The sequence below is a fragment of the Agrobacterium pusense genome, from assembly GCF_013285525.1.
GTDB classification, from domain to species: Bacteria; Pseudomonadota; Alphaproteobacteria; order Rhizobiales; family Rhizobiaceae; genus Agrobacterium; species Agrobacterium pusense.
Genome location: NZ_CP053856.1, coordinates 1876886 through 1894913, shown reverse-complemented (window position 1 = coordinate 1894913; position 18028 = coordinate 1876886). Strand labels below are relative to the sequence as shown.

15 protein-coding genes are annotated in these 18028 nt (G+C 59.8%); 7 read left to right on the top strand and 8 right to left on the bottom strand.

Translation table 11 applies throughout. The features are described from left to right. Positions 1-12: 12 nt before the first annotated feature. The gene (gene guaD, locus HQN82_RS09275; protein WP_173614792.1) at positions 13-1323 is read right to left on the bottom strand and encodes a guanine deaminase; all 1311 of its coding nucleotides are present in this window, start codon (positions 1321-1323) and stop codon (positions 13-15) included. Then, a complete protein-coding gene (gene puuD, locus HQN82_RS09270) occupies positions 1320-2582 on the bottom strand; it encodes a urate hydroxylase PuuD (protein WP_173614791.1) in 1263 nt (420 codons plus the stop codon). The genes guaD and puuD overlap by 4 nt, the downstream gene beginning before the upstream one ends. A gap of 471 nt (positions 2583-3053) precedes the next feature. Between puuD and HQN82_RS09265 the strand changes: the two genes are divergently transcribed. Further along, a complete protein-coding gene (locus HQN82_RS09265; RefSeq protein WP_006699610.1) occupies positions 3054-3392 on the top strand; it encodes a hypothetical protein in 339 nt (112 codons plus the stop codon). Here HQN82_RS09265 and HQN82_RS09260 read toward each other — a convergent pair. The 5 genes from HQN82_RS09260 to HQN82_RS09240 all read right to left on the bottom strand — a co-directional run bounded on the left by HQN82_RS09260 (position 3368) and on the right by HQN82_RS09240 (position 10301). Then, positions 3368-4297, bottom strand: coding sequence for a LysR substrate-binding domain-containing protein (locus tag HQN82_RS09260; RefSeq protein WP_173614790.1), 930 nt, complete (start codon positions 4295-4297; stop codon positions 3368-3370). The genes HQN82_RS09265 and HQN82_RS09260 overlap by 25 nt on opposite strands. Before the next feature lie 237 nt (positions 4298-4534). After that, positions 4535-5389, bottom strand: a complete 855-nt coding sequence (gene xdhC / locus HQN82_RS09255) for a xanthine dehydrogenase accessory protein XdhC (RefSeq protein ID WP_173614789.1) — start codon at positions 5387-5389, stop codon at positions 4535-4537. Between the two features lie 195 nt (positions 5390-5584). Further along, complete coding sequence (gene xdhB, locus HQN82_RS09250) at positions 5585-7924, bottom strand: xanthine dehydrogenase molybdopterin binding subunit (RefSeq protein ID WP_173614788.1); 2340 nt, start codon at positions 7922-7924, stop codon at positions 5585-5587. A 3-nt stretch (positions 7925-7927) separates the two neighbouring features. Then, complete coding sequence (gene xdhA, locus HQN82_RS09245) at positions 7928-9397, bottom strand: xanthine dehydrogenase small subunit (RefSeq protein ID WP_112766633.1); 1470 nt, start codon at positions 9395-9397, stop codon at positions 7928-7930. Between the two features lie 127 nt (positions 9398-9524). Further along, positions 9525-10301 carry a 3-hydroxybutyrate dehydrogenase gene (locus tag HQN82_RS09240; protein ID WP_004443086.1) on the bottom strand — a complete coding sequence of 259 codons (777 nt, stop codon included), beginning with the start codon at positions 10299-10301 and terminating at the stop codon, positions 9525-9527. A gap of 205 nt (positions 10302-10506) precedes the next feature. Between HQN82_RS09240 and HQN82_RS09235 the strand changes: the two genes are divergently transcribed. The 4 genes from HQN82_RS09235 (at position 10507) to bacA (ending at position 15310) form a co-directional block, all read left to right on the top strand. Further along, positions 10507-11571 carry an LLM class flavin-dependent oxidoreductase gene (locus HQN82_RS09235; RefSeq protein WP_004443085.1) on the top strand — a complete coding sequence of 355 codons (1065 nt, stop codon included), beginning with the start codon at positions 10507-10509 and terminating at the stop codon, positions 11569-11571. 51 nt (positions 11572-11622) lie between these two features. Beyond that, complete coding sequence (gene map / locus HQN82_RS09230; RefSeq protein ID WP_004443083.1) at positions 11623-12375, top strand: type I methionyl aminopeptidase; 753 nt, start codon at positions 11623-11625, stop codon at positions 12373-12375. 284 nt (positions 12376-12659) lie between these two features. Then, positions 12660-13850 (top strand): MFS transporter, encoded by a 1191-nt coding sequence (locus HQN82_RS09225; RefSeq protein ID WP_022556741.1) that lies wholly within the window; start codon positions 12660-12662, stop codon positions 13848-13850. Positions 13851-14035: 185 nt separating this feature from the next. Continuing rightward, positions 14036-15310 carry a bacteroid development protein BacA gene (gene bacA / locus HQN82_RS09220; RefSeq protein WP_006699415.1) on the top strand — a complete coding sequence of 425 codons (1275 nt, stop codon included), beginning with the start codon at positions 14036-14038 and terminating at the stop codon, positions 15308-15310. A 46-nt stretch (positions 15311-15356) separates the two neighbouring features. On the opposite strand, the gene HQN82_RS09215 is transcribed toward bacA, so the two are convergent. Then, positions 15357-16340, bottom strand: a complete 984-nt coding sequence (locus HQN82_RS09215) for a polysaccharide deacetylase family protein (RefSeq protein ID WP_173614787.1) — start codon at positions 16338-16340, stop codon at positions 15357-15359. 148 nt (positions 16341-16488) lie between these two features. Between HQN82_RS09215 and HQN82_RS09210 the strand changes: the two genes are divergently transcribed. Both HQN82_RS09210 and HQN82_RS09205 read left to right on the top strand, forming a co-directional pair. Beyond that, positions 16489-17073, top strand: a complete 585-nt coding sequence (locus HQN82_RS09210) for an NnrU family protein (RefSeq protein WP_006699417.1) — start codon at positions 16489-16491, stop codon at positions 17071-17073. Between the two features lie 156 nt (positions 17074-17229). Beyond that, positions 17230-17901: a tetratricopeptide repeat protein gene (locus HQN82_RS09205; RefSeq protein WP_004443073.1), complete on the top strand. Its 672-nt coding sequence runs from the start codon at positions 17230-17232 to the stop codon at positions 17899-17901. Positions 17902-18028 lie beyond the last annotated feature (127 nt).

Sequence of the window (18028 nt, the reverse complement as noted above, 5' to 3'; positions counted from 1 at the left end):
GCCGCAGCCGAACTATGCCAGCACGCTCTTCATCGGCTGGCCGGCCACATAGGTCTCTACCACTGTGCGGTCGTCGCCCATGGTCAGCATCAGGAACAGTTCTTCGGTGAGGTTTTTCACCACTTCCATCTTCAGGGCCATGGCTGACGTCGAGGAGGCGTTCAGCACCGTGATGTCGGCATCCGTGCCGGCCTCCAACGTGCCGATGCGGTCGACCATGGAGAGCGCTTCTGCATTACCACGGGTCATCAGATACCAGCTTTCCAGCGGGTTGAGACGTTCGCCCAGCAATTGCTGGATTTTGTAGGCCTCGTCCATGGTGCGCAGCATGGAATAGCTCGATCCGCCGCCGATATCGGTGGCGACGGCGATACGAACAGGCTTTTCGCGCCTTTGCAGCTTTTTCATCGGGAAGAGGCCGGAGCCGATGAAGAGGTTCGATGTGGGGCAATGCACTGCCACCGCGCCGGTTTCCGACAGCACATCCGCCTCGCGATCGGACAAATGAATGGCATGGCCGAGAAGGGTTTTGCTGCCCATCAGGCCGTAACGCACATAGATGTCGGTGTAGTCGGTCGCTTCAGGGTAAAGCTCGCAGGTATATTTGATCTCGTCCAGATTTTCAGACAGATGCGTCTGGATGAAGAGATCGGGAAACTCCTGCGCCAGCGCCTGTGCGGCTTCCATCTGTTTCGGCGTGGAAGTGATGGCGAAGCGCGGGGTGATGGCGACGTGGTTGCGGCCCTTGCCGTGCCAGTCGGCGACGACCTGGCGTGTCTCGTCATAGGAGGTTTCCGGTGTGTCCAGCAGGCCCTGCGGGGCGTTGCGGTCCATCATCACCTTGCCGCCGACCACCAGCATGTTGCGCTTCATCGCTTCCGCGAAGAAGGCGTCGGCGGAGGTTTTGTGCACGGAGCAATAGGCGGCGGCCGTTGTCGTGCCGTGGCGCAGAAGCTCATCGTAGAAATGCGTGGCGATGCGTTGAGCATGCGCGCTTTCAACGAAACGGCACTCCTCCGGGAAGGTATAGGTGTTCAGCCATTCCAGCAGGTTGGCGGCATAGGAGCCGACGACCTGCATTTGCGGGAAATGCAGGTGCATGTCGATGAGGCCGGGCACGATAAGGTGCGGGCGGTGGTCCTTTTCCTCGACGTCTTCGGGTGCTGTCTTACGGATATCGGCGTATTCGCCGATGGCGGCGATCTTGCCGTCTTCGAGAAGCAGGCCGCCATCTTCAATATAGAGATAGCTTTGCGTATCGTCGATTGCGAGCGGCGCGCGGCGGAAGCTCAGCAGGCGGCCACGCAGCAGAACCAGGCTCATTCAGTCTTTCCTTCGGCTTTTCCAGCCCCGGAAACCGCACTTTCATACCATGCGGTCAGCACCTTGCGCTCATCCGGGGTGATGGCGGTGATGTTGCCGGGAGGCATGGCATGGCTGCGCCCGGCTTGCAAATAGATTTCACGCGCGTGGGCGGCGATCTGTTGGTCGGTTTCGAGCTTTACCGATTTCGGCGTGAACGGCACGCCGTCCCACGCCGGCTCGGCGGCATGGCACATGGAACAGCGACCCTGAACGACGTCACGGGCCTTGGTAAAATGGGCATCGCTGACGAATTGCTGCTGCATGGGTGAGAGGGTGGCAGCCTTCTCTTCCTGTTCGCCGGTCAGCACTTTCGGCACGGTGGAAAGCCACATGATGACGATGAAGATGAGGGCGGTCGCAAGCCATGTCCATGTCGGCTTGCCCTTGCGGGCATGGGTGGTGTTGAACCAGTGGCGGATGGTGACGCCCATCAGGAACACCAGCGCTGCGATGATCCAGTTAAACTGCGTGGCAAAAGCCAGCGGATAATGGTTCGACAGCATGAAGAAGATGACGGGCAGCGTCAGGTAGTTGTTGTGCAGCGAGCGCTGTTTGGCGATGCGGCCGTATTTCGGGTCCGGCGTTCGCCCGGCGATCAGGTCTGCGACGACGATCTTCTGGTTGGGGATGATGATGAAAAAGACGTTCGCCGACATGATGGTGGCGGTAAACGCACCCAGATGCAGGAAGGCGGCGCGACCTGTGAAGACCTGCGTGTAACCCCAGGCCATCGCCACCAGCGCGACATAAAGCACGATCATCAGGCCCCAGGTATTGTTGCCGAGCGGCGATTTGCAGAGGAAATCATAAAATAGCCAGCCGATGGCGAGCGATGCCAGCGACAGGGCGATGGCCTGGAACTGAGTGAGATCAAGCACGGAATGGTCGATGAGGAACAGGTCCGCCCCGCCATAATAAACGATGCAGAGCATGGCGAAGCCGGAAAGCCAGGTGACGTAGCTTTCCCATTTGAACCATGTCAGGTGCTCGGGCATCTGGGCAGGGGCGACCAGATATTTCTGGATGTGGTAAAAGCCGCCGCCATGCACCTGCCATTCCTCGCCATAGGCCCCCGGCGGCAGATGCGGCCGCTTGACCAGCCCGAGATCGAGCGCGATGAAATAAAAGGATGAGCCTATCCAGGCGATGGCGGTGATGACGTGGAGCCAGCGGACGGCAAAGGCCATCCATTCCCACGCAATGGCGTATTCGTACATGCGGTTCCCCTGATCCTTGTGCAGCGCACCTTGCGAGAAATTTGGCCTTTAGGGAAGGGGAAAGCAGAGGCCGGGCAGAGATTGTTCACAATGCAACGCGGTTGTGTCTGCAATCCTGGGCCGGTCCGTTCCGGCTTGGCGATCAAGCCCTCGAAAGCTGGAAACGGCCAATCCTGTCGTCGAGTTTGTGCTTAGCTGGCTAAGGCGACTCAGCTATGATCCTGTGTGCAGCCTGCTGATGTGCTAGAATATGAGGCTGTGGACTCTCGCGTCGATGCGCGGATCCCATGACATGTTTCGCTGGCGGTTTTTCCGAAAGCGGGCGCTGCGAACCCTGGGCGGAGCAGATCAGGGGGCAGGTGTCGCAGTTCCCGGTGCCATTGTGTCCGGGTGTGAGTGATATGAGATTTTAAATTAAGGGACGCAATGATCTTCCGGCTGCCGCCGTTGTTCTCAACGGAGACCGTGCCGATGCGCCTTGTTCTGACGGTTCTTTTTTTGCTTTTTGCATTCAGCGCCACCGCGCTTGCCCATGAATCCCACAAGGGATTCAAATATGAAAGCTACTGCTGTAACGGCGATGCCGAAACCGGCGACTGCCAGATGATCCCGACACGCAGCGTTCGGGTGACGTCTGATGGTTACGAGGTCTCGCTTGCGCCCGGCGATCACCGCATGGTCACGCGACGTCACGTTTTCAACTGGTCCCAGAGCCAGGCGCGTCGATCCGAAGACGGCGAGTACCACCTCTGTCTGTTTCCGGATGAGGATACGCCGCGGTGCTTTTATGCGCCGGATATGGGGTATTGAGGCTGCTGCTGCGGCCGGCTTTCCTCGATCCGCTTCAAAATCCAGTCGCGGAACAGCCTTATCTTGCGAATGTTCCGGCGGTTTTCAGGGTAGACCAGCCAATAGTTCTTGCCCTCGCTGCTGAGATGCTCGAAGGGTTGATAAAGGCGGCCGAGCGCAATCTCATCGGCATAGAGTTCCGGGGTGAGCATGGCGACGCCCTGGCTGGCGATCGCCGCTGCGGCCTCGAAGGCCTGCACATTGAGGCGGCTGCGGGGATAACGGTCGAGGCCCGGATTTTCGACGCCGACTTCCTTGAACCACTGGCTCCACCAGATATCGCCGGGATCGATGATGCGCAGGCGCAGCAGATCTTCCGGTTTGTGCAATCCGCCGATGCTGTCAGCAAGACTTGGATGCAGCATCGGCGTATAAACGCCGCGCAGCAGTTGATGGTAGATCAGCCCTTTACCGTTATCTTTGCTCCAGCGAATGGCGACATCGCAGTCTGATTGGGAAAAATCGATCAGTGAGCTCGATGTATCAAGCCGCACCGCGATTGAGGGATGTTCAAGCTGGAAAGCGCCCAGATGCCGCGAAAGCCAGCGCGACGCAAAGGTGGCGGTTGAGTGGATTGTCAGCGTTGCATCGGGCGCGTCGCGCACGCTATCGACAGCCTCCTTTAAGGTATTAAAGGCTTCCGCAACTTTCGGCGCTAATTTTTCTCCAGCCTCGGTCAGCGAGACTTGCCGCGCCGTTCTTATGAAGAGCGGCTCTCCGATATTCTCCTCCAGCAGTTTCACCTGATAGCTGACTGCCGTCTGCGTCATGCCCAATTCCTCGCCGGCCTTGGTGAAGCTCATGTGTCTTGCGGCGGCTTCGAACACCCGCAGGGCATTCAGGGGGAACTGGCGTGACATTTTCATGGATAAGTTCTCTTTATGCCAATTGCCGAAGGTTTCATTGGTTTTTATTCGGAAATCAGAGCATTTTTAGCGCAATTCATCAACTGAGCTTCTGACATTTTTGAACGGAGACGAACATGCGCACAGCACTCTTGCGCGCGTGGTCCCGCCTGCGCGCGGGCCTGCGGACAGCGGAACGGTTTATCCTAGAGAGCCTCCAACCCGACAATCTGGCGGATGAAAGCCTGCCGGACGCGCTCAAGCGAGATCTAGGCCTTGAGGATGGCCGTATTGATTACCGCTGCGGCGGGTTTCGGCAGCGGAAAATGCTTGAAGCAACTCGGCTGCCACAAGGGCCGCTATAACGGCGGGACGCTTGTCCCTGACGCCGCTGCCGCCGATGGGTAGGATGAGTTTCGCAAGGCGGGAAGGCGGCTCGTCTTCCCGCTCCAGCCAATGGGCAAAGGTAGCGCGTTTGGTCTTCGAGCCGATCATGCCGACATAGGCGAGATCGTTGCGGGCGAGCGCCTCCTTCGCGATCATGAAATCGAGTGCATGATCGTGGGTGACGATGACCGCGGCCCCATTTGCCGGGATTTTGCGAACGAATGCTTCCGGCATGGGGGTGAGTATGGACGCCGCTGCAGACGGAAGATCGCGCAGCTCGTTTTCGCGTGTTTCGATCACGGTCAGGGTCAGGGGCAACAGCGACAGGGCCTCAGCCAGCGCCTTGCCCACGTGGCCGGCACCAAAAATGAAAACGGCGGGCTGCTGCTCGGCTTCGCCCTTCTGCCTTGCCTCAAGCGCAGCGGCAATATCCGCAGTGACCAGCCGAAAGCGCAGGAGGGTGCGCCCGCCGCAGCATTGGCCGATTTCGGGGCCGAGTGGTATATCCATGCGGTCTCCGGCAACACCGCTGCGCAGCATGGCGCGGGCATGGTCTATGGCCATATATTCGAACTGGCCGCCGCCGATGGTTTCCCAGATGGCCTCCTGGCTGACCAGCATGAAGGTGCCGGCCTCGCGCGGTGACGAGCCTTTCACGGCTTCGATTTCCACGAGGATTGTGGAGGTGTAGCGGGCGAGGAAAGTGGAGAGGGAGGCGTCAGGCATTGGGGCTGGCCCCCTCATCCGGCGCTGCGCTCCACCTTCTCCCCGGCGGGGAGAAGAAACCCGGAGCACTGGCTCCGTCCATCTTACGTGCTTGCAGGAAGGGTGAGGCGATGCGGCATCTTTCTTCTCCCCGACGGGGAGAAGGTGGCCCGAAGGGACGGATGAGGGGGCTCGGCCGCATGGGTACGTCCTCCCTCAAACCTTCTTCAACCGTTCCACCGCCATCAGCACCCGCTCCGGCGTTGCTGGCGCGTCGAGGCGTGGGCAGACCTTGTAATCTGCCACGGAAGCGACGGCCATGGAGAGGGCTTCGAGAACCGAGATGGCCAGCATGAAGGGTGGTTCGCCCACGGCCTTGGAGCGGCCAATGGTGGGTTCGGCATTTTCCGACCATTCCGCCAGCCTGACGTTGAAGCTCTTCGGCCGGTCGGAGGCGAGCGGGATCTTGTAGGTGGAAGGCGCGTGGGTGCGCAGCCGCCCCTTGCCGTCCCACCACAATTCCTCCGTGGTCAGCCAGCCCATGCCCTGCACGAAGGCGCCCTCGATCTGGCCGATATCGATGGCCGGGTTGAGCGACTTGCCGACATCGTGGAGGATATCGGTACGTTCCATCAGGTATTCACCGGTCAGCGTGTCGATCGATACTTCCGAGCACGCCGCGCCATAGGCGAAATAATAAAACGGCGTGCCACGGCCGGCGGCGCGATCCCAGTGGATTTTCGGCGTCTTATAAAAACCGGCGGCGGAAAGCTGCACGCGGGCGAAATAGGCCTTTTTGATGAAGTCGTTGAAGGCGATTTCCTCAAGGCCGATGCGGACCCGGTTCGGCAGGAAGACGACTTCCTCTTCCGGCACGTTCCAGTTCTCGGCGGCGAATTTGATCAGCCGATCGCGGATCTGGCGGGCGGCGTCATAAGCGGCCATGCCGTTAAGGTCGGTGCCTGACGAGGCGGCGGTGGCTGACGTGTTCGGTACCTTGCCCGTGGTGGTGGCGGTGATTTTCACCCTGTTGATATCCACCTGGAAGGCATCGGCCACGACCTGCGCCACCTTGGTGTAAAGGCCCTGGCCCATTTCGGTGCCGCCATGGTTCAGATGGATGGAGCCGTCATTATAGATATGCACCAGCGCTCCGGCCTGGTTGAAGGCGGTCATGGTGAAGGAGATGCCGAATTTGACAGGGGTGAGCGCAATGCCCTTGCGGATGACCGGGCTGGTTTTGTTGAATTCGACGATCGCCTCGCGTCGTGCGCGATAGTCGCTTGACGTCTCCAGCTCCTCGACAACGCGGGCGATGATGTTGTCCTCGACTTCCTGATGATAGGGCGTCGTGGTGCGGCCGGAACCGGTCTCGCCGTAGAAATTCAGCTTGCGGATATCGAGCGGGTCCTTGCCGACGGCATAGGCGATTTCTTCGATAAATCGTTCCGCGCCGAGCATGCCCTGCGGGCCGCCGAAACCGCGAAAGGCGGTGTTGGAGACGGTGTGGGTTTTGAGCGGCCGCGAGCTAAGGTGAACATGCGGATAGAAATAGCTGGAATCCGCATGGAACAGCGCTCGGTCCGTGACCGGGCCGGACAGATCGGAAGAAAAACCGCAGCGGGCGGCATAGGTGGCATCGACGGCGTGGATTCGGCCCTCGTCATCGAAGCCCAGCTCGTAATCGACGCGGAAATCGTGGCGTTTGCCTGTTGCCGTCATGTCCTCGTCGCGGTCCGGCCGGATTTTCACGGCCCGGTTCAGCTTCTTCGCGGCGATGGCGCAGAGCGCGGCGAACTGGTTGCCCTGCGTTTCCTTGCCGCCGAAACCGCCGCCCATGCGGCGCACCTGCACGGTGACTGCATTGGATGGCACCTGCAGGATGTGGCTGACGATGTGCTGGATTTCGCTCGGATGCTGGGTGGAGCTCCACACCGTCACATCATCGTCTTCGCCCGGCACCGCCATGGCGATGTGGCCCTCGAGGTAAAAATGTTCCTGTCCGCCGATCCGCATCGTGCCGGTGAGGCGGCGTGGCGCGACATCCATTTCCAGCTTCGCATCGCCACGCTTCAGCGTCATCGGATCGATGACGAGCGCGCCGCCATTTTCAATCGCCGTATCGATGTCGGTGAAATGCGGCAGATCCTTATAGGTGATCTTTGCTTTCCGGGCGGCCTTGCGAGCAATATCGCGCGTCTCGGCGAAGACCGCGAAGATCGGCTGGCCGTGGAATTCCACCTTTGTTTCGGCAAGCAGCGGCTCGTCGTGGCGGCCGCCGGAGGAAATGTCATTTTCGCCGGGCACGTCCTTACCGGTCATCACCCAGAGAACGCCTGGTGTGGCTTCGACCTCGGAGAGGTCCATCGACACAATTTCCGCGTGGGCACGGTCCGCCATTCCCAGCGCGCCGTGGATGAGGCCCGCGGGTTCGGGAATATCGTCGATATATTCGGCGCTGCCCGTCACGTGCTTGTGGGCGGAATCGTGCCGGAGCGAGGTGTGCATCGGGCCGTCGATTTCGGTCTTGGTCTTGTCGAAGCTTGTGGTGTCCATGGTTCAAGCCTCCTCCAGCGAGAAGCGGGCAAGTTCCTGCTTTTCCCCTGCTGTCTCGAGGAAAAACCGTGTCAGCAAATTCTTGGCCGTCAGTTGCCGATATTCGGCGGTCGCCCGCCAGTCGGTCAGCGGGGTGAAATCCTCGTCCAACGCATCGCGCGCGGCATCAATCGTGTCCTGCGACCACGCTTTACCGAGAAGCGCCGCCTCCAGATGTGCAGCGCGTTTCGGCGTACCGGCCATGCCGCCGAAGGCGATGCGGATGTCTTCGACTGCGCCCTCAGCATCAAGCGTCAAATTGAACGCTCCGCACAGCGCGGAAATATCCTCGTCGCGGCGTTTGGAAATCTTGTAGACGGCATAGCGGCTTGCAGGATTCAGGAACGGAATGAAGAGCTTTTCGACGAATTCGCCGCTGAGCCGGTCCTGTTTGCCGTAATCGATGAAATAGCTTTCCAGCGGCAGGCTGCGGTTTCCCGAGGAAGAACGCAGAGTCAGCGTCGCGTTAAGCGCGATCAGCGCCGGCGGTGTATCTCCGATAGGCGAGCCATTGGCGATGTTGCCGCCGATGGTGCCCATGTTGCGCACCTGCTCGCCGCCGAGACGATCGAACAACCGGGCAAGCGGCGGGAAATGCTCTGCGATGGTCTTGAAGGCCTGGCTGTAGGTGACGCCCGCGCCGAGCGTGATACCGTCTTCCCCCACCGTGATGGTCTGCAGGTCGCCGAGATTGTTGATGAAAATGACAGGGTTCAGCGCCCGCATCTGCTTCGTCACCCACAGGCCGACATCGGTTGAGCCGGCAACGATGGTCGCTTTCGGCTCCGCGGCGTAGATTTCGGTAAGATCAGCAAGCGTTGCCGGAATTATGGTGCGGTCTTCGCCGCTGACGATCGTGATCGTCTCGTTTTCGCGGATCGCCCAAAGCCGTGCCATGATATCGGTGCGGTCGCGTTGCAGCGGGTCGAACAGGGCGCTCGGGCGGGCGGCAGCGATTTTTTCGGCGGCCTTTACGATCGGCTCGTAACCCGTGCACCGACAGAGATTGCCTTGCAGCGCCTTCTCGATATCGGCGCGGCCTGGGTTTTCGCTGGTCAGCCACAGGCCGTAAAGCGACATGATGAAGCCCGGCGTGCAAAAGCCGCATTGCGAGCCGTGGAAATCCACCATGGCCTGCTGCACGGGATGCAACGTGCCGTCGCGGGCTGCCAGATGCTCCACTGTCACGATATGGGTGCCGTGCAGCGAGCCCAGAAAACGGATGCAGGCATTGACGCTTTCATAACGCAGCGAACCGTCCAGCAGCCGCCCAACCAGCACCGTGCACGCGCCGCAGTCGCCTTCCGCGCAGCCTTCCTTGGTCCCGGTCAACCGCTTGCTGATGCGGAGGTAATCGAGAAGCGTGTCTGTCGGTCCGAAATCCCTAAGCGAGATCGTTTCGCTGTTGAGGATGAAGCTGATCGCGTCGTTCATGCAATGCCTTGCTTTTTGTCCGGCCGCCGAGCCGGTTTCTTGTTGTTCATCTATGCACGCCCCGGCAGGCATATCGATTTCCGTTTTGGCAATTCATTCTTTCCATAACGGAAAGAAAATTTGGCGATTATTGTGCCGTCCATCCACCGTCGACGGAAATATGCGTGCCGGTGATGTTGCTGGCGGCGTCGCTGGCCAGGAATATGGCCGCGGTCGCGACATCATCGACGGTGACGAATTGCTTCGTCGCCTGCAATTCCAGCATCACGTCGTTCTTCACCGCCTCTTCGCTGATGCCACGCACCTTGGCCATCTCAGGTATCTGTTTTTCCACCAGCGGGGTGAGCACATAACCGGGACAGATGGCGTTGACGGTAACCCCGGTCTGCGCAAGCTCCAGCGCCGCCGTTTTCGTCAGGCCCATGATGCCGTGTTTTGCGGCCACATAGGCCGATTTGAACGGCGAGGCGACGAGGCCATGGGCCGAGGAAATGTTGATGATGCGGCCTTTGCCAGCCTTCTTCATCAGCGGTATCGCGGCGCGCATGGTATGGAAGGAACTGGTCAGATTGATGGCGATGATCCAGTCCCATTTTTCCGTCGGAAACTCCTCGATGGGTGCGATATGCTGGATGCCGGCATTGTTGATGAGCACGTCGACGGAGCCGAGCTTATCGTGCGACGACTGGATGAGATCGGCGATCTCGTCCGGTTTCGTCATGTCTGCGGGATGGTAAAGCACGCGCCCGCCGCTTTCGGCTTCCAGCACCAGACGGAGTTTTTCGATCTCGTCCTCGTCGCCGAAACCGTTCAGCACGACATTTGCGCCCTCCCTTGCAAATCGCTGGGCAATGGCAAGGCCGATGCCGCTCGTGGAGCCTGTCACGATAACTGTCCGATGCATGCTTTCCCCTTTTTGCATTACTTCGCACATATTTAACCAGCGTATGCCCAAGAAGGCAGGCTGGCAATCGCCATTTCTGTCCGGGGTCACAGGACGCGGATCCGGCGGCGCCCATCCATTTTTTCGAAGCTAAACTTCCATATTATGCGTTTGTCTGCGGAGCCCTCAGTCCCTATCTCTCGGACAGGCAAACAGAGGTATGTTCATGGAACTCGGTCTTTACACTTTCGCGGATGTCAACCCGAACCCCGCCGATGGCCGGGGGCCGGAAGGCGCGCGCCGGCTCAGGGAGCTTCTGGAGGAAATCGAACTTGCCGACCAGGTAGGTCTCGATGTGTTCGGGCTCGGCGAACATCACCGCCCGGACTATGTTGTGTCCTCGCCCTCCACCGTGCTTGCTGCGGCGGCGGTGAAGACGAAGAACATACGTCTGACGAGCGCCGTTTCGGTGCTGAGTTCGGATGATCCCGTTCGCGTGTTCCAGCAGTTTTCCACCGTCGATCTCCTGTCGAACGGCCGTGCCGAGATCATGGCGGGGCGCGGCTCCTTCATCGAATCCTATCCGCTGTTCGGTTATGATCTGGAAGATTACGACGTGCTGTTTGCCGAAAAGCTCGATCTGCTGCTGGCGCTGCGCGAACAGGAAATCGTCACCTGGTCGGGCACCAAGCACCCGGCCATCAACGGTCGGGGCGTTTATCCCCGACCGCTGCAGGAACGTCTGCCTGTCTGGATCGCCGTTGGCGGCACGCCGCAATCGGTCGCCCGCGCCGGCGCCATGGGGCTGCCGGTAGCGCTCGCCATCATCGGGGGCGAATATCGCCGGTTCGCGCCGCTGTTCGATCTCTACCACGAGGCTGCCCGGCGGGCCGGTCAGGATAAGACGACACTGCGCACCAGCATCAACGTGCATGGCTTTATTGCCGATACCACCGACAAGGCGGCCGATCAGTTTTACGGGCCGCAGGCGGAGGTGATGAACCGCATCGGCCGCGAGCGCGGCTGGGGGCCGACCAACCGCGCCCATTTCGATGCAGCGCGTGGCCCGGAAGGCAATCTTTTTCTCGGCGAGCCGGAGCTGGTGGCAGAAAAGATCATCAAGGCGCATGGGGTGTTCAGGAATGATCGCTTCCTGCTGCAGATGGCCATCGGCCTGATGCCGCACGATCAGATCATGCGCGGCATCGAGCTTTATGGTACGAAAGTCGCTCCGATCGTCAGAAAAGAATTGACGGGGAGCGCCGATCCGGTGAAAGCCACGGCCTCATGATTACCAAGGCGGGCGCCACGAGACCCGCCATTCACAATGACGGAAAGACATATGGTTATCTCCACCGACGAAGAACTGGTCATGCTGAAGGATATCGGCCGTATATGCGCCGTTGCCATGCAGACCATGGCGGATGCGCTGGAACCGGGCATCACCACGGCCGAACTGGATGCCATCGGCCGCAAGGTGCTCGAGGATAACGATGCGGAATCGGCGCCGGAGTTCTGCTACAAGTTTCCCGGTGCGACCTGCATCAGCGTCAACGAGGAAGTGGCCCACGGCATTCCGGGAGCGCGCATTATCAAGGCGGGCGACCTCGTCAATATCGATGTCTCGGCTGTGAAGAACGGTTTTTTCGGCGACACGGGTTCGTCTTTCGCCGTGCCGCCGGTCAAAAAGGAAATCGAGCGGCTGTGCCGCGATGGCAAGCGCGCCATGTGGACAGGCCTGCAGCAGGTGAAGACCGGCCGTCCCTTTGCCGATATCGGTAATGCCATCGGCGCTTTCGCCAAGAAAAACCGCTACACGCTGATCACCAATCTGGCGAGCCATGGCATTGGCCGTTCGCTGCACGAGGAGCCGAAGGAACTGGCGACCTGGCCGGACAAGGATGAGCGGCGCATCATGCAGGAAGGCATGGTCTTCACTGTCGAGCCATTTCTTTCGACGGGGGCTTACTGGGCGGAAGACGGCGATGATGATCCGTGGACGCTCTACAGCGATCCAAGCGCGCCGACGGTACAGTATGAGCATACCGTGGTCGCGACCAAGAACGGACCGCTGGTGCTGACGCTCGCGGACTGACGACGCCTCCTTAGCCGCCTCGTTTTCGCTGTCGGAGCGGGCGCGTGCCGCTTGTTTCTTCTCCCCGGCGGGGGAGAAGTCCGCGGCAGCGGGATGAGGGGGCAAGCTCTCCGAAATCCGGCAACCTGGCCCCCTCATCCGACCCTTCGAGCCACTTTCTCCCTGGCGGGGAGAGGAAATACGCGGCACCCTCGATGCTCACCGCTTGACCGATAACGACTGCTTATAACGCCGATCAAAATAACTCGCTTGTCCCTTATCCTCCCCGTTGCGATAAGCCATGCATGAGCATCGACAAGCCACTTTCCGCCAGACATCTGACAGCGCTCGGTTTCGCCGGTGCGCTGATGATGGCCTCCGCCATGGGCTTCGGCCGTTTTTCCTTTACGCCGATCCTGCCCGGCATGATGGCGAACGTGCCCTTGTCTGCGGGGGATGCGGGGATCGTGGCGGCTGGTAATTTTGCCGGTTATCTGGCGGGTGCGGTTCTCGCCGCCTATTCATGGGGCTCGGGACGGGAAAGGCTGGTGGCGCTGAGCGGCCTTTTTGCAACCGGAGCGCTTTTGTTGGCGATGGCGGCTTTCAATTCCGTCGCCGCTTTCACAGTCATCCGGTTTCTCGCCGGCATAGCCAGTGCGCTGACCATGATCTTCACCTCGCAGATCGTCATCGGCCATGCCGTCAAGGCCGGCAGGGACAATATCCAGGCGTTGCATTATGGGGGCGTTGGCGCGGGGATCGCAATCTCCTCGCTTGCGGTCTATCTCATCGGTGTCGTGTTCGATGGGGGTGGCGCCTCGTGGCGGGAGGAATGGATCGCCGGCGCCGTCTTCTCCTTCCTGACCTTTATGCTCGTCTTCAGGATATTGCCGGCAGGCCCGCCGCGGCATGCTTCCGCGGTGGCGGAACCGCCGCTCAGCTGGACACGACCGCTTTTCCTGACGACGTTGGCCTACGGTCTTTTTGGCTTCGGTTATGTCATCACAGCCACCTTCATCGTGGCGATAGCGCGCATGGCAGCAGCCGGTGTTTTCGTGGAGTTCCTCGCCTGGTTCATCACCGGCTGCGCCGCTGCGGTATCCCTGTTCCTCTGGAAGCCGCTATTGAGGGCGCAGGGGCTGAAACGTGCTTTCGTGATCGTTCTTGCCGTGGAAGCCGTCGGCGTCTTCGCCTCCGTGATGCTGCCGCCCGTGTCCGGTGTGCTCATGGGTGGTCTGCTCCTGGGGCTGACCTTCATGGTCATCACTGCTTACGGGCTACAGCTCGGCCGGGAATTTGCGGGTCCGAGCCCGCGTCGCGCCTTTGCGCTGATGACAGCCGCTTTCGGGACGGGCCAGATCGTCGGGCCGCTTGCCGCCGGCTGGATTGCCGAGGCGACGGGAAGTTTTACCGCGCCCAGCGTTCTCGCCTCCGCCGTGCTCGTCGTCAGCATTCTGCTGATGCTGCCGGTGCTCGCCACGGAGCGGCGTGGTTAAGGCCGCGGGCCGCCGTCTCTTCCCCTTTCATCCTGCGTTTCCGCTGGGTATCGTCCGCGGACTCTGCCTTACATCTTGTTAAGGTCAGCGCTTCGCCGTTGCTGTGCACAAATTTCTGCCCTAGGTTCGGGCAATCTAGTGCTTCGCCAATAATGGCTGATTTCAAACGCGCGTGAGTTCGAAACGTGTTTCATTCCTTCTTTCCCAAACCGAAATTGTTCTTCACGTCTGCCTTCGTCTGGGCGATGGCCATGATCGGCGTTTGGTATGCCGGCGGCCGCAATTGGGGCGCCGCTATTGGCCTGCCGCCTTTGCCTGCCGGACAGGAGCCTGTCATCGGCGTTTCGGTTTTCTGGTCCACGCCGTTCCTGTGGTTCTACATCTATTACGCCGTTGCCGCGCTGATCTTTTCCGCATTCTGGTTCTGGTATCGGCCCCATCGCTGGCAAAACTGGTCAGTGCTCGGTTCGGCGCTTATTATTTTCGCGACGTATTTTTCGGTGCAGGTGAGTGTTGCGGTGAATGCCTGGTACGGGCCGTTCTACGACCTCATCCAGCAGGCTCTGGCGCGAACGGCGCCTGTTACGGCTGAGCAGCTATATATGGGGTCGCTTGGTTTCGCAGGCATTGCCTTCGTCGCCATCTTCGTTGGCGTTCTAAATCTGTTTTTCGTCAGCCACTACATTTTCCGGTGGCGCACGGCGATGAACGAATTCTACATGTCGAACTGGGATCGTCTGCGGCATATTGAAGGTGCCTCGCAGCGTGTGCAGGAAGATACGATGCGCTTTTCCTCCACGGTCGAGGGGCTGGGCGTGGGCTTCGTGCGTGCGATCATGACTCTGATTGCATTTCTACCTGTCCTGTTCACTTTCTCGGAAACCATCACGGACCTGCCGTTTTTCGGGACCGTGCCGCATGCGCTGGTATGGGCTGCGATCGTTTGGTCAGTGTTCGGAACCGTTTTCCTGGCGCTCGTGGGTATCAAACTGCCCGGCCTCGAGTTCCGCAATCAGCGCGTCGAAGCGGCGTATCGAAAAGAACTTGTCTATGGTGAAGACCATGAAGATCGCGCGGATCCCCTGACCATCAGCGAGTTGTTCGCGAATGTCCGGAAGAATTATTTCCGCCTCTATTTCCACTATCTCTACTTCAACGTCGCCCGCATCTTTTATCTGCAGGCGGACAACATCTTTGGCACACTGGTACTCATCCCGTCGATCGTTGCCGGCAAGGTAACGCTCGGGCTGATGAACCAGGTACTCAACGTTTTTGAACAGGTCCGTGGCTCGTTCCAGTACCTCGTCAACTCATGGACGACCATTGTTGAACTCCTGTCGATCTACAAACGTCTTAAAGCTTTCGAAGCGGCCATCGAAGGGCAGGAACTGCCTGAAATCGACCAGCGCTACCTGCTTCGGGAAGCAAGAGGCGGCGAGCTGGATGCTGATCGACCCTGACAAACAAAAAGGCGGCCAATCGGCCGCCTTTTTTCATGAAGAGGTTTCAGCCCTCGGTCTTCAGCTTCTTGCGCGCCTCGATCATCGGCATGGCTTCAGCATAGCTAACACAGGCGACATCGGTCTTGTGGCAAACCTCGCGCAGCAGCCTTTCATAGGCGTTCCAGTAGGCGCCGCCATTCATTTTCACGAAGTGAAAGCCCATCTGCAGGGGAATGCGTTCGCCATTGTACTGCCTGTCGAAAGCGTTGCGGAAGGCAGTGTAGGCGCGCTCTTCGAACTCGCCCGAGCGATCGGGCGTTTCGACGCCGACGGAGTGGCGGATGAAGAGGTTGTAATCCATGGCAATGATCGGGCGGTTGCCCGGGCCTTCGGGTATCAGCGGCAGGCCGAAATGCTGGATACCTTCCCGCTCCACCGGCCATTCCGGTCCCTTGGTGATGCTGGTGGCGTCGTAAACGAAGCCGTGCTTTTTCTGCGCGGCGGTCAGCGCCGGACCCTGCGACAGATAGGGCGCGCGGAAACCATTGATCTTTTTGACCATGTCGCGCCAGCCTTCGGGCTCCTCGCCCTTCTTGCCGATCATCTGCCAGGCGTTTTCCAGCGTGCTGGTGAAGGTGGTGAATTCGCCGTCCCACTGTTCGGCGGTCCATTGCCCGCCGTCGAAATGGCCGCAGGTGTGGTTGGCGATCTCGTGGCCTTCGCGATAGGCGGCCCAGATGTTTCTAAGCCTTGCCTCCACCTCATCCGGCGACTGGCCGAAGCCGACATTGGAGCGGCCGGCCTTCTGGCCCGGTCCCTGATAGGTCTTGGCGCTGGTCTTGCGATCCATCACCAGCGTACAGGCGAGAAAATAGGTGAAATGCGCCCCGACTTCTTTCGCCGTCGCCCGGCTTCTTTCCCACAGCGTATTGTCGCCCGCACCGTCGAAGGAAACGATGACAAGCTGCTTCGGCTTCTGCACCTCTTGCGCAAAAGCGGGAAGGGCGGCGAGAAGCGACAGGGAAAAGGCGGCAAAGGGGCGAAACATCAGTCTTCCGTCATATGAACACCGTGGCCTTTTGCGGGTGGAATAAGGCGAAGCTTTGAATAGTCTGGCGTTTTCATGACTTTCAGCCTAATTCCTGTTCTTGACTGCGGTGATTGAGCCGCTTCGTTCCACTCCGGGGGCCGTGTTCATGCTTTTTCTCGCACTCTGTCTTGCCTTGTTTTTGCTCACCCATCTCCTGAAGGTGATCGCACCGCAGTTTCGCGCGCGCATGATCGCGACGATGGGTGAAGGGCCATTCAAGGGCGTTTATTCCGTCGTCAGCCTCATCACGCTCGGCCTTGTCATTTACGCTTTCGGCGAAGCGCGGCAGGAGACGGGCATGCTGTGGTATCCGCCGGTCTGGATGAGCCACATCGCCATTACCCTGATGTTGCTGGCGATGATCTGTCTCGTGGCCAGCCTCATCCCGGCTGGCCATATCGCAACGAAGACCAAACATCCGCTCATTCTGGCCGTCAAAATCTGGGCGCTCGCGCATCTTCTCGCCAATGGAGAAACGTCTTCGATCCTGCTTTTCGTGTCGTTCCTTGCCTGGGGCGTGGTGATGCGGATTTCGCTGAAGCGCCGGGAACGGGCAGGTGAAAAAGTGGTCCGGGACTTCGTTTCAAGCCGCTACGATCTGGTGGCGGTCGTCGGCGGCATCGTTCTGTGGGGGGCTTTCATCCTGAAACTGCACGAATGGTTGATCGGCGTTCAGCCCATCGCCATGTAGGAAATCGACGTTTCCCCCTTACATATCAGGCAAAATAGGCTAGAAGGCCGACCATGACCCGGTTGGCCTTACTTTTGCCGATCCGGGTAAGCGGCTTGGTATGTCCGCGGACGGATGGATCGGGACACGATCTCCGCGCGGGTAACGGAGAATTTGATGGCAAACGAGAATGATACCTTTATCCGCGAAGTGAACGAGCAGATCCGCTCCGAGCAGCTGTCGCGCTTCTGGGGCCGTTACGGTATCGTGGTCGTGGGTGCCGCCGTCCTCGTTGTTCTCGGTGCCGCCGGTGCCGGCATCTACGAATACTGGAACACCAGCCGTGCCTCCAATTCCGGCGATCAGTTCCTGGCGGCCCTGACGCTCGCTTCCGAAAACAAGACGGATGAGGCGCTGAAGGCCTTCGCCGATCTCGAAACCTCCGGTCACGGCAACTATCCCGTTCTGGCGAAGTTCCGTTCGGCAACGCTGCTGTCACAGAAGGGCGATGCGGCCGGTGCGATCGCCGCCTTCACCGCGATCGGCAACGATAATTCCGCGCCGCAGGTCTTCCGCGATGCCGCCAAGGTTCGCGCCGCCTGGCTGCTGGTCGATAATGGCACCTATGATCAGGTGGCTGCGCTTGCCGAACCGCTCAGCACTGACGGCCAGACCATGCGCGCTTCCGCCCGCGAGGCGCTCGGTCTTGCCGCCTATAAGGCTGGCGATTTCGCCAAGGCCAAGCAATGGTTCGAGCAGATCGTCGGCGACACGCAGGCGCCGCGCAACGTCACCAACCGCGCGCAGATCATGCTCGATAACATCACCGCTTCGGGCAAGGCTGCCTAACGCCGCTGCCCCGCCCGAGATCGCGCCGACAATCTTCGCATTGCCAAAGCGATCCAACGCATTATTTTACGCATGTCCTTTGCCCAAAACAGGTAACGTTTTGGGCAGACGTGCTTTAAGGAACCAG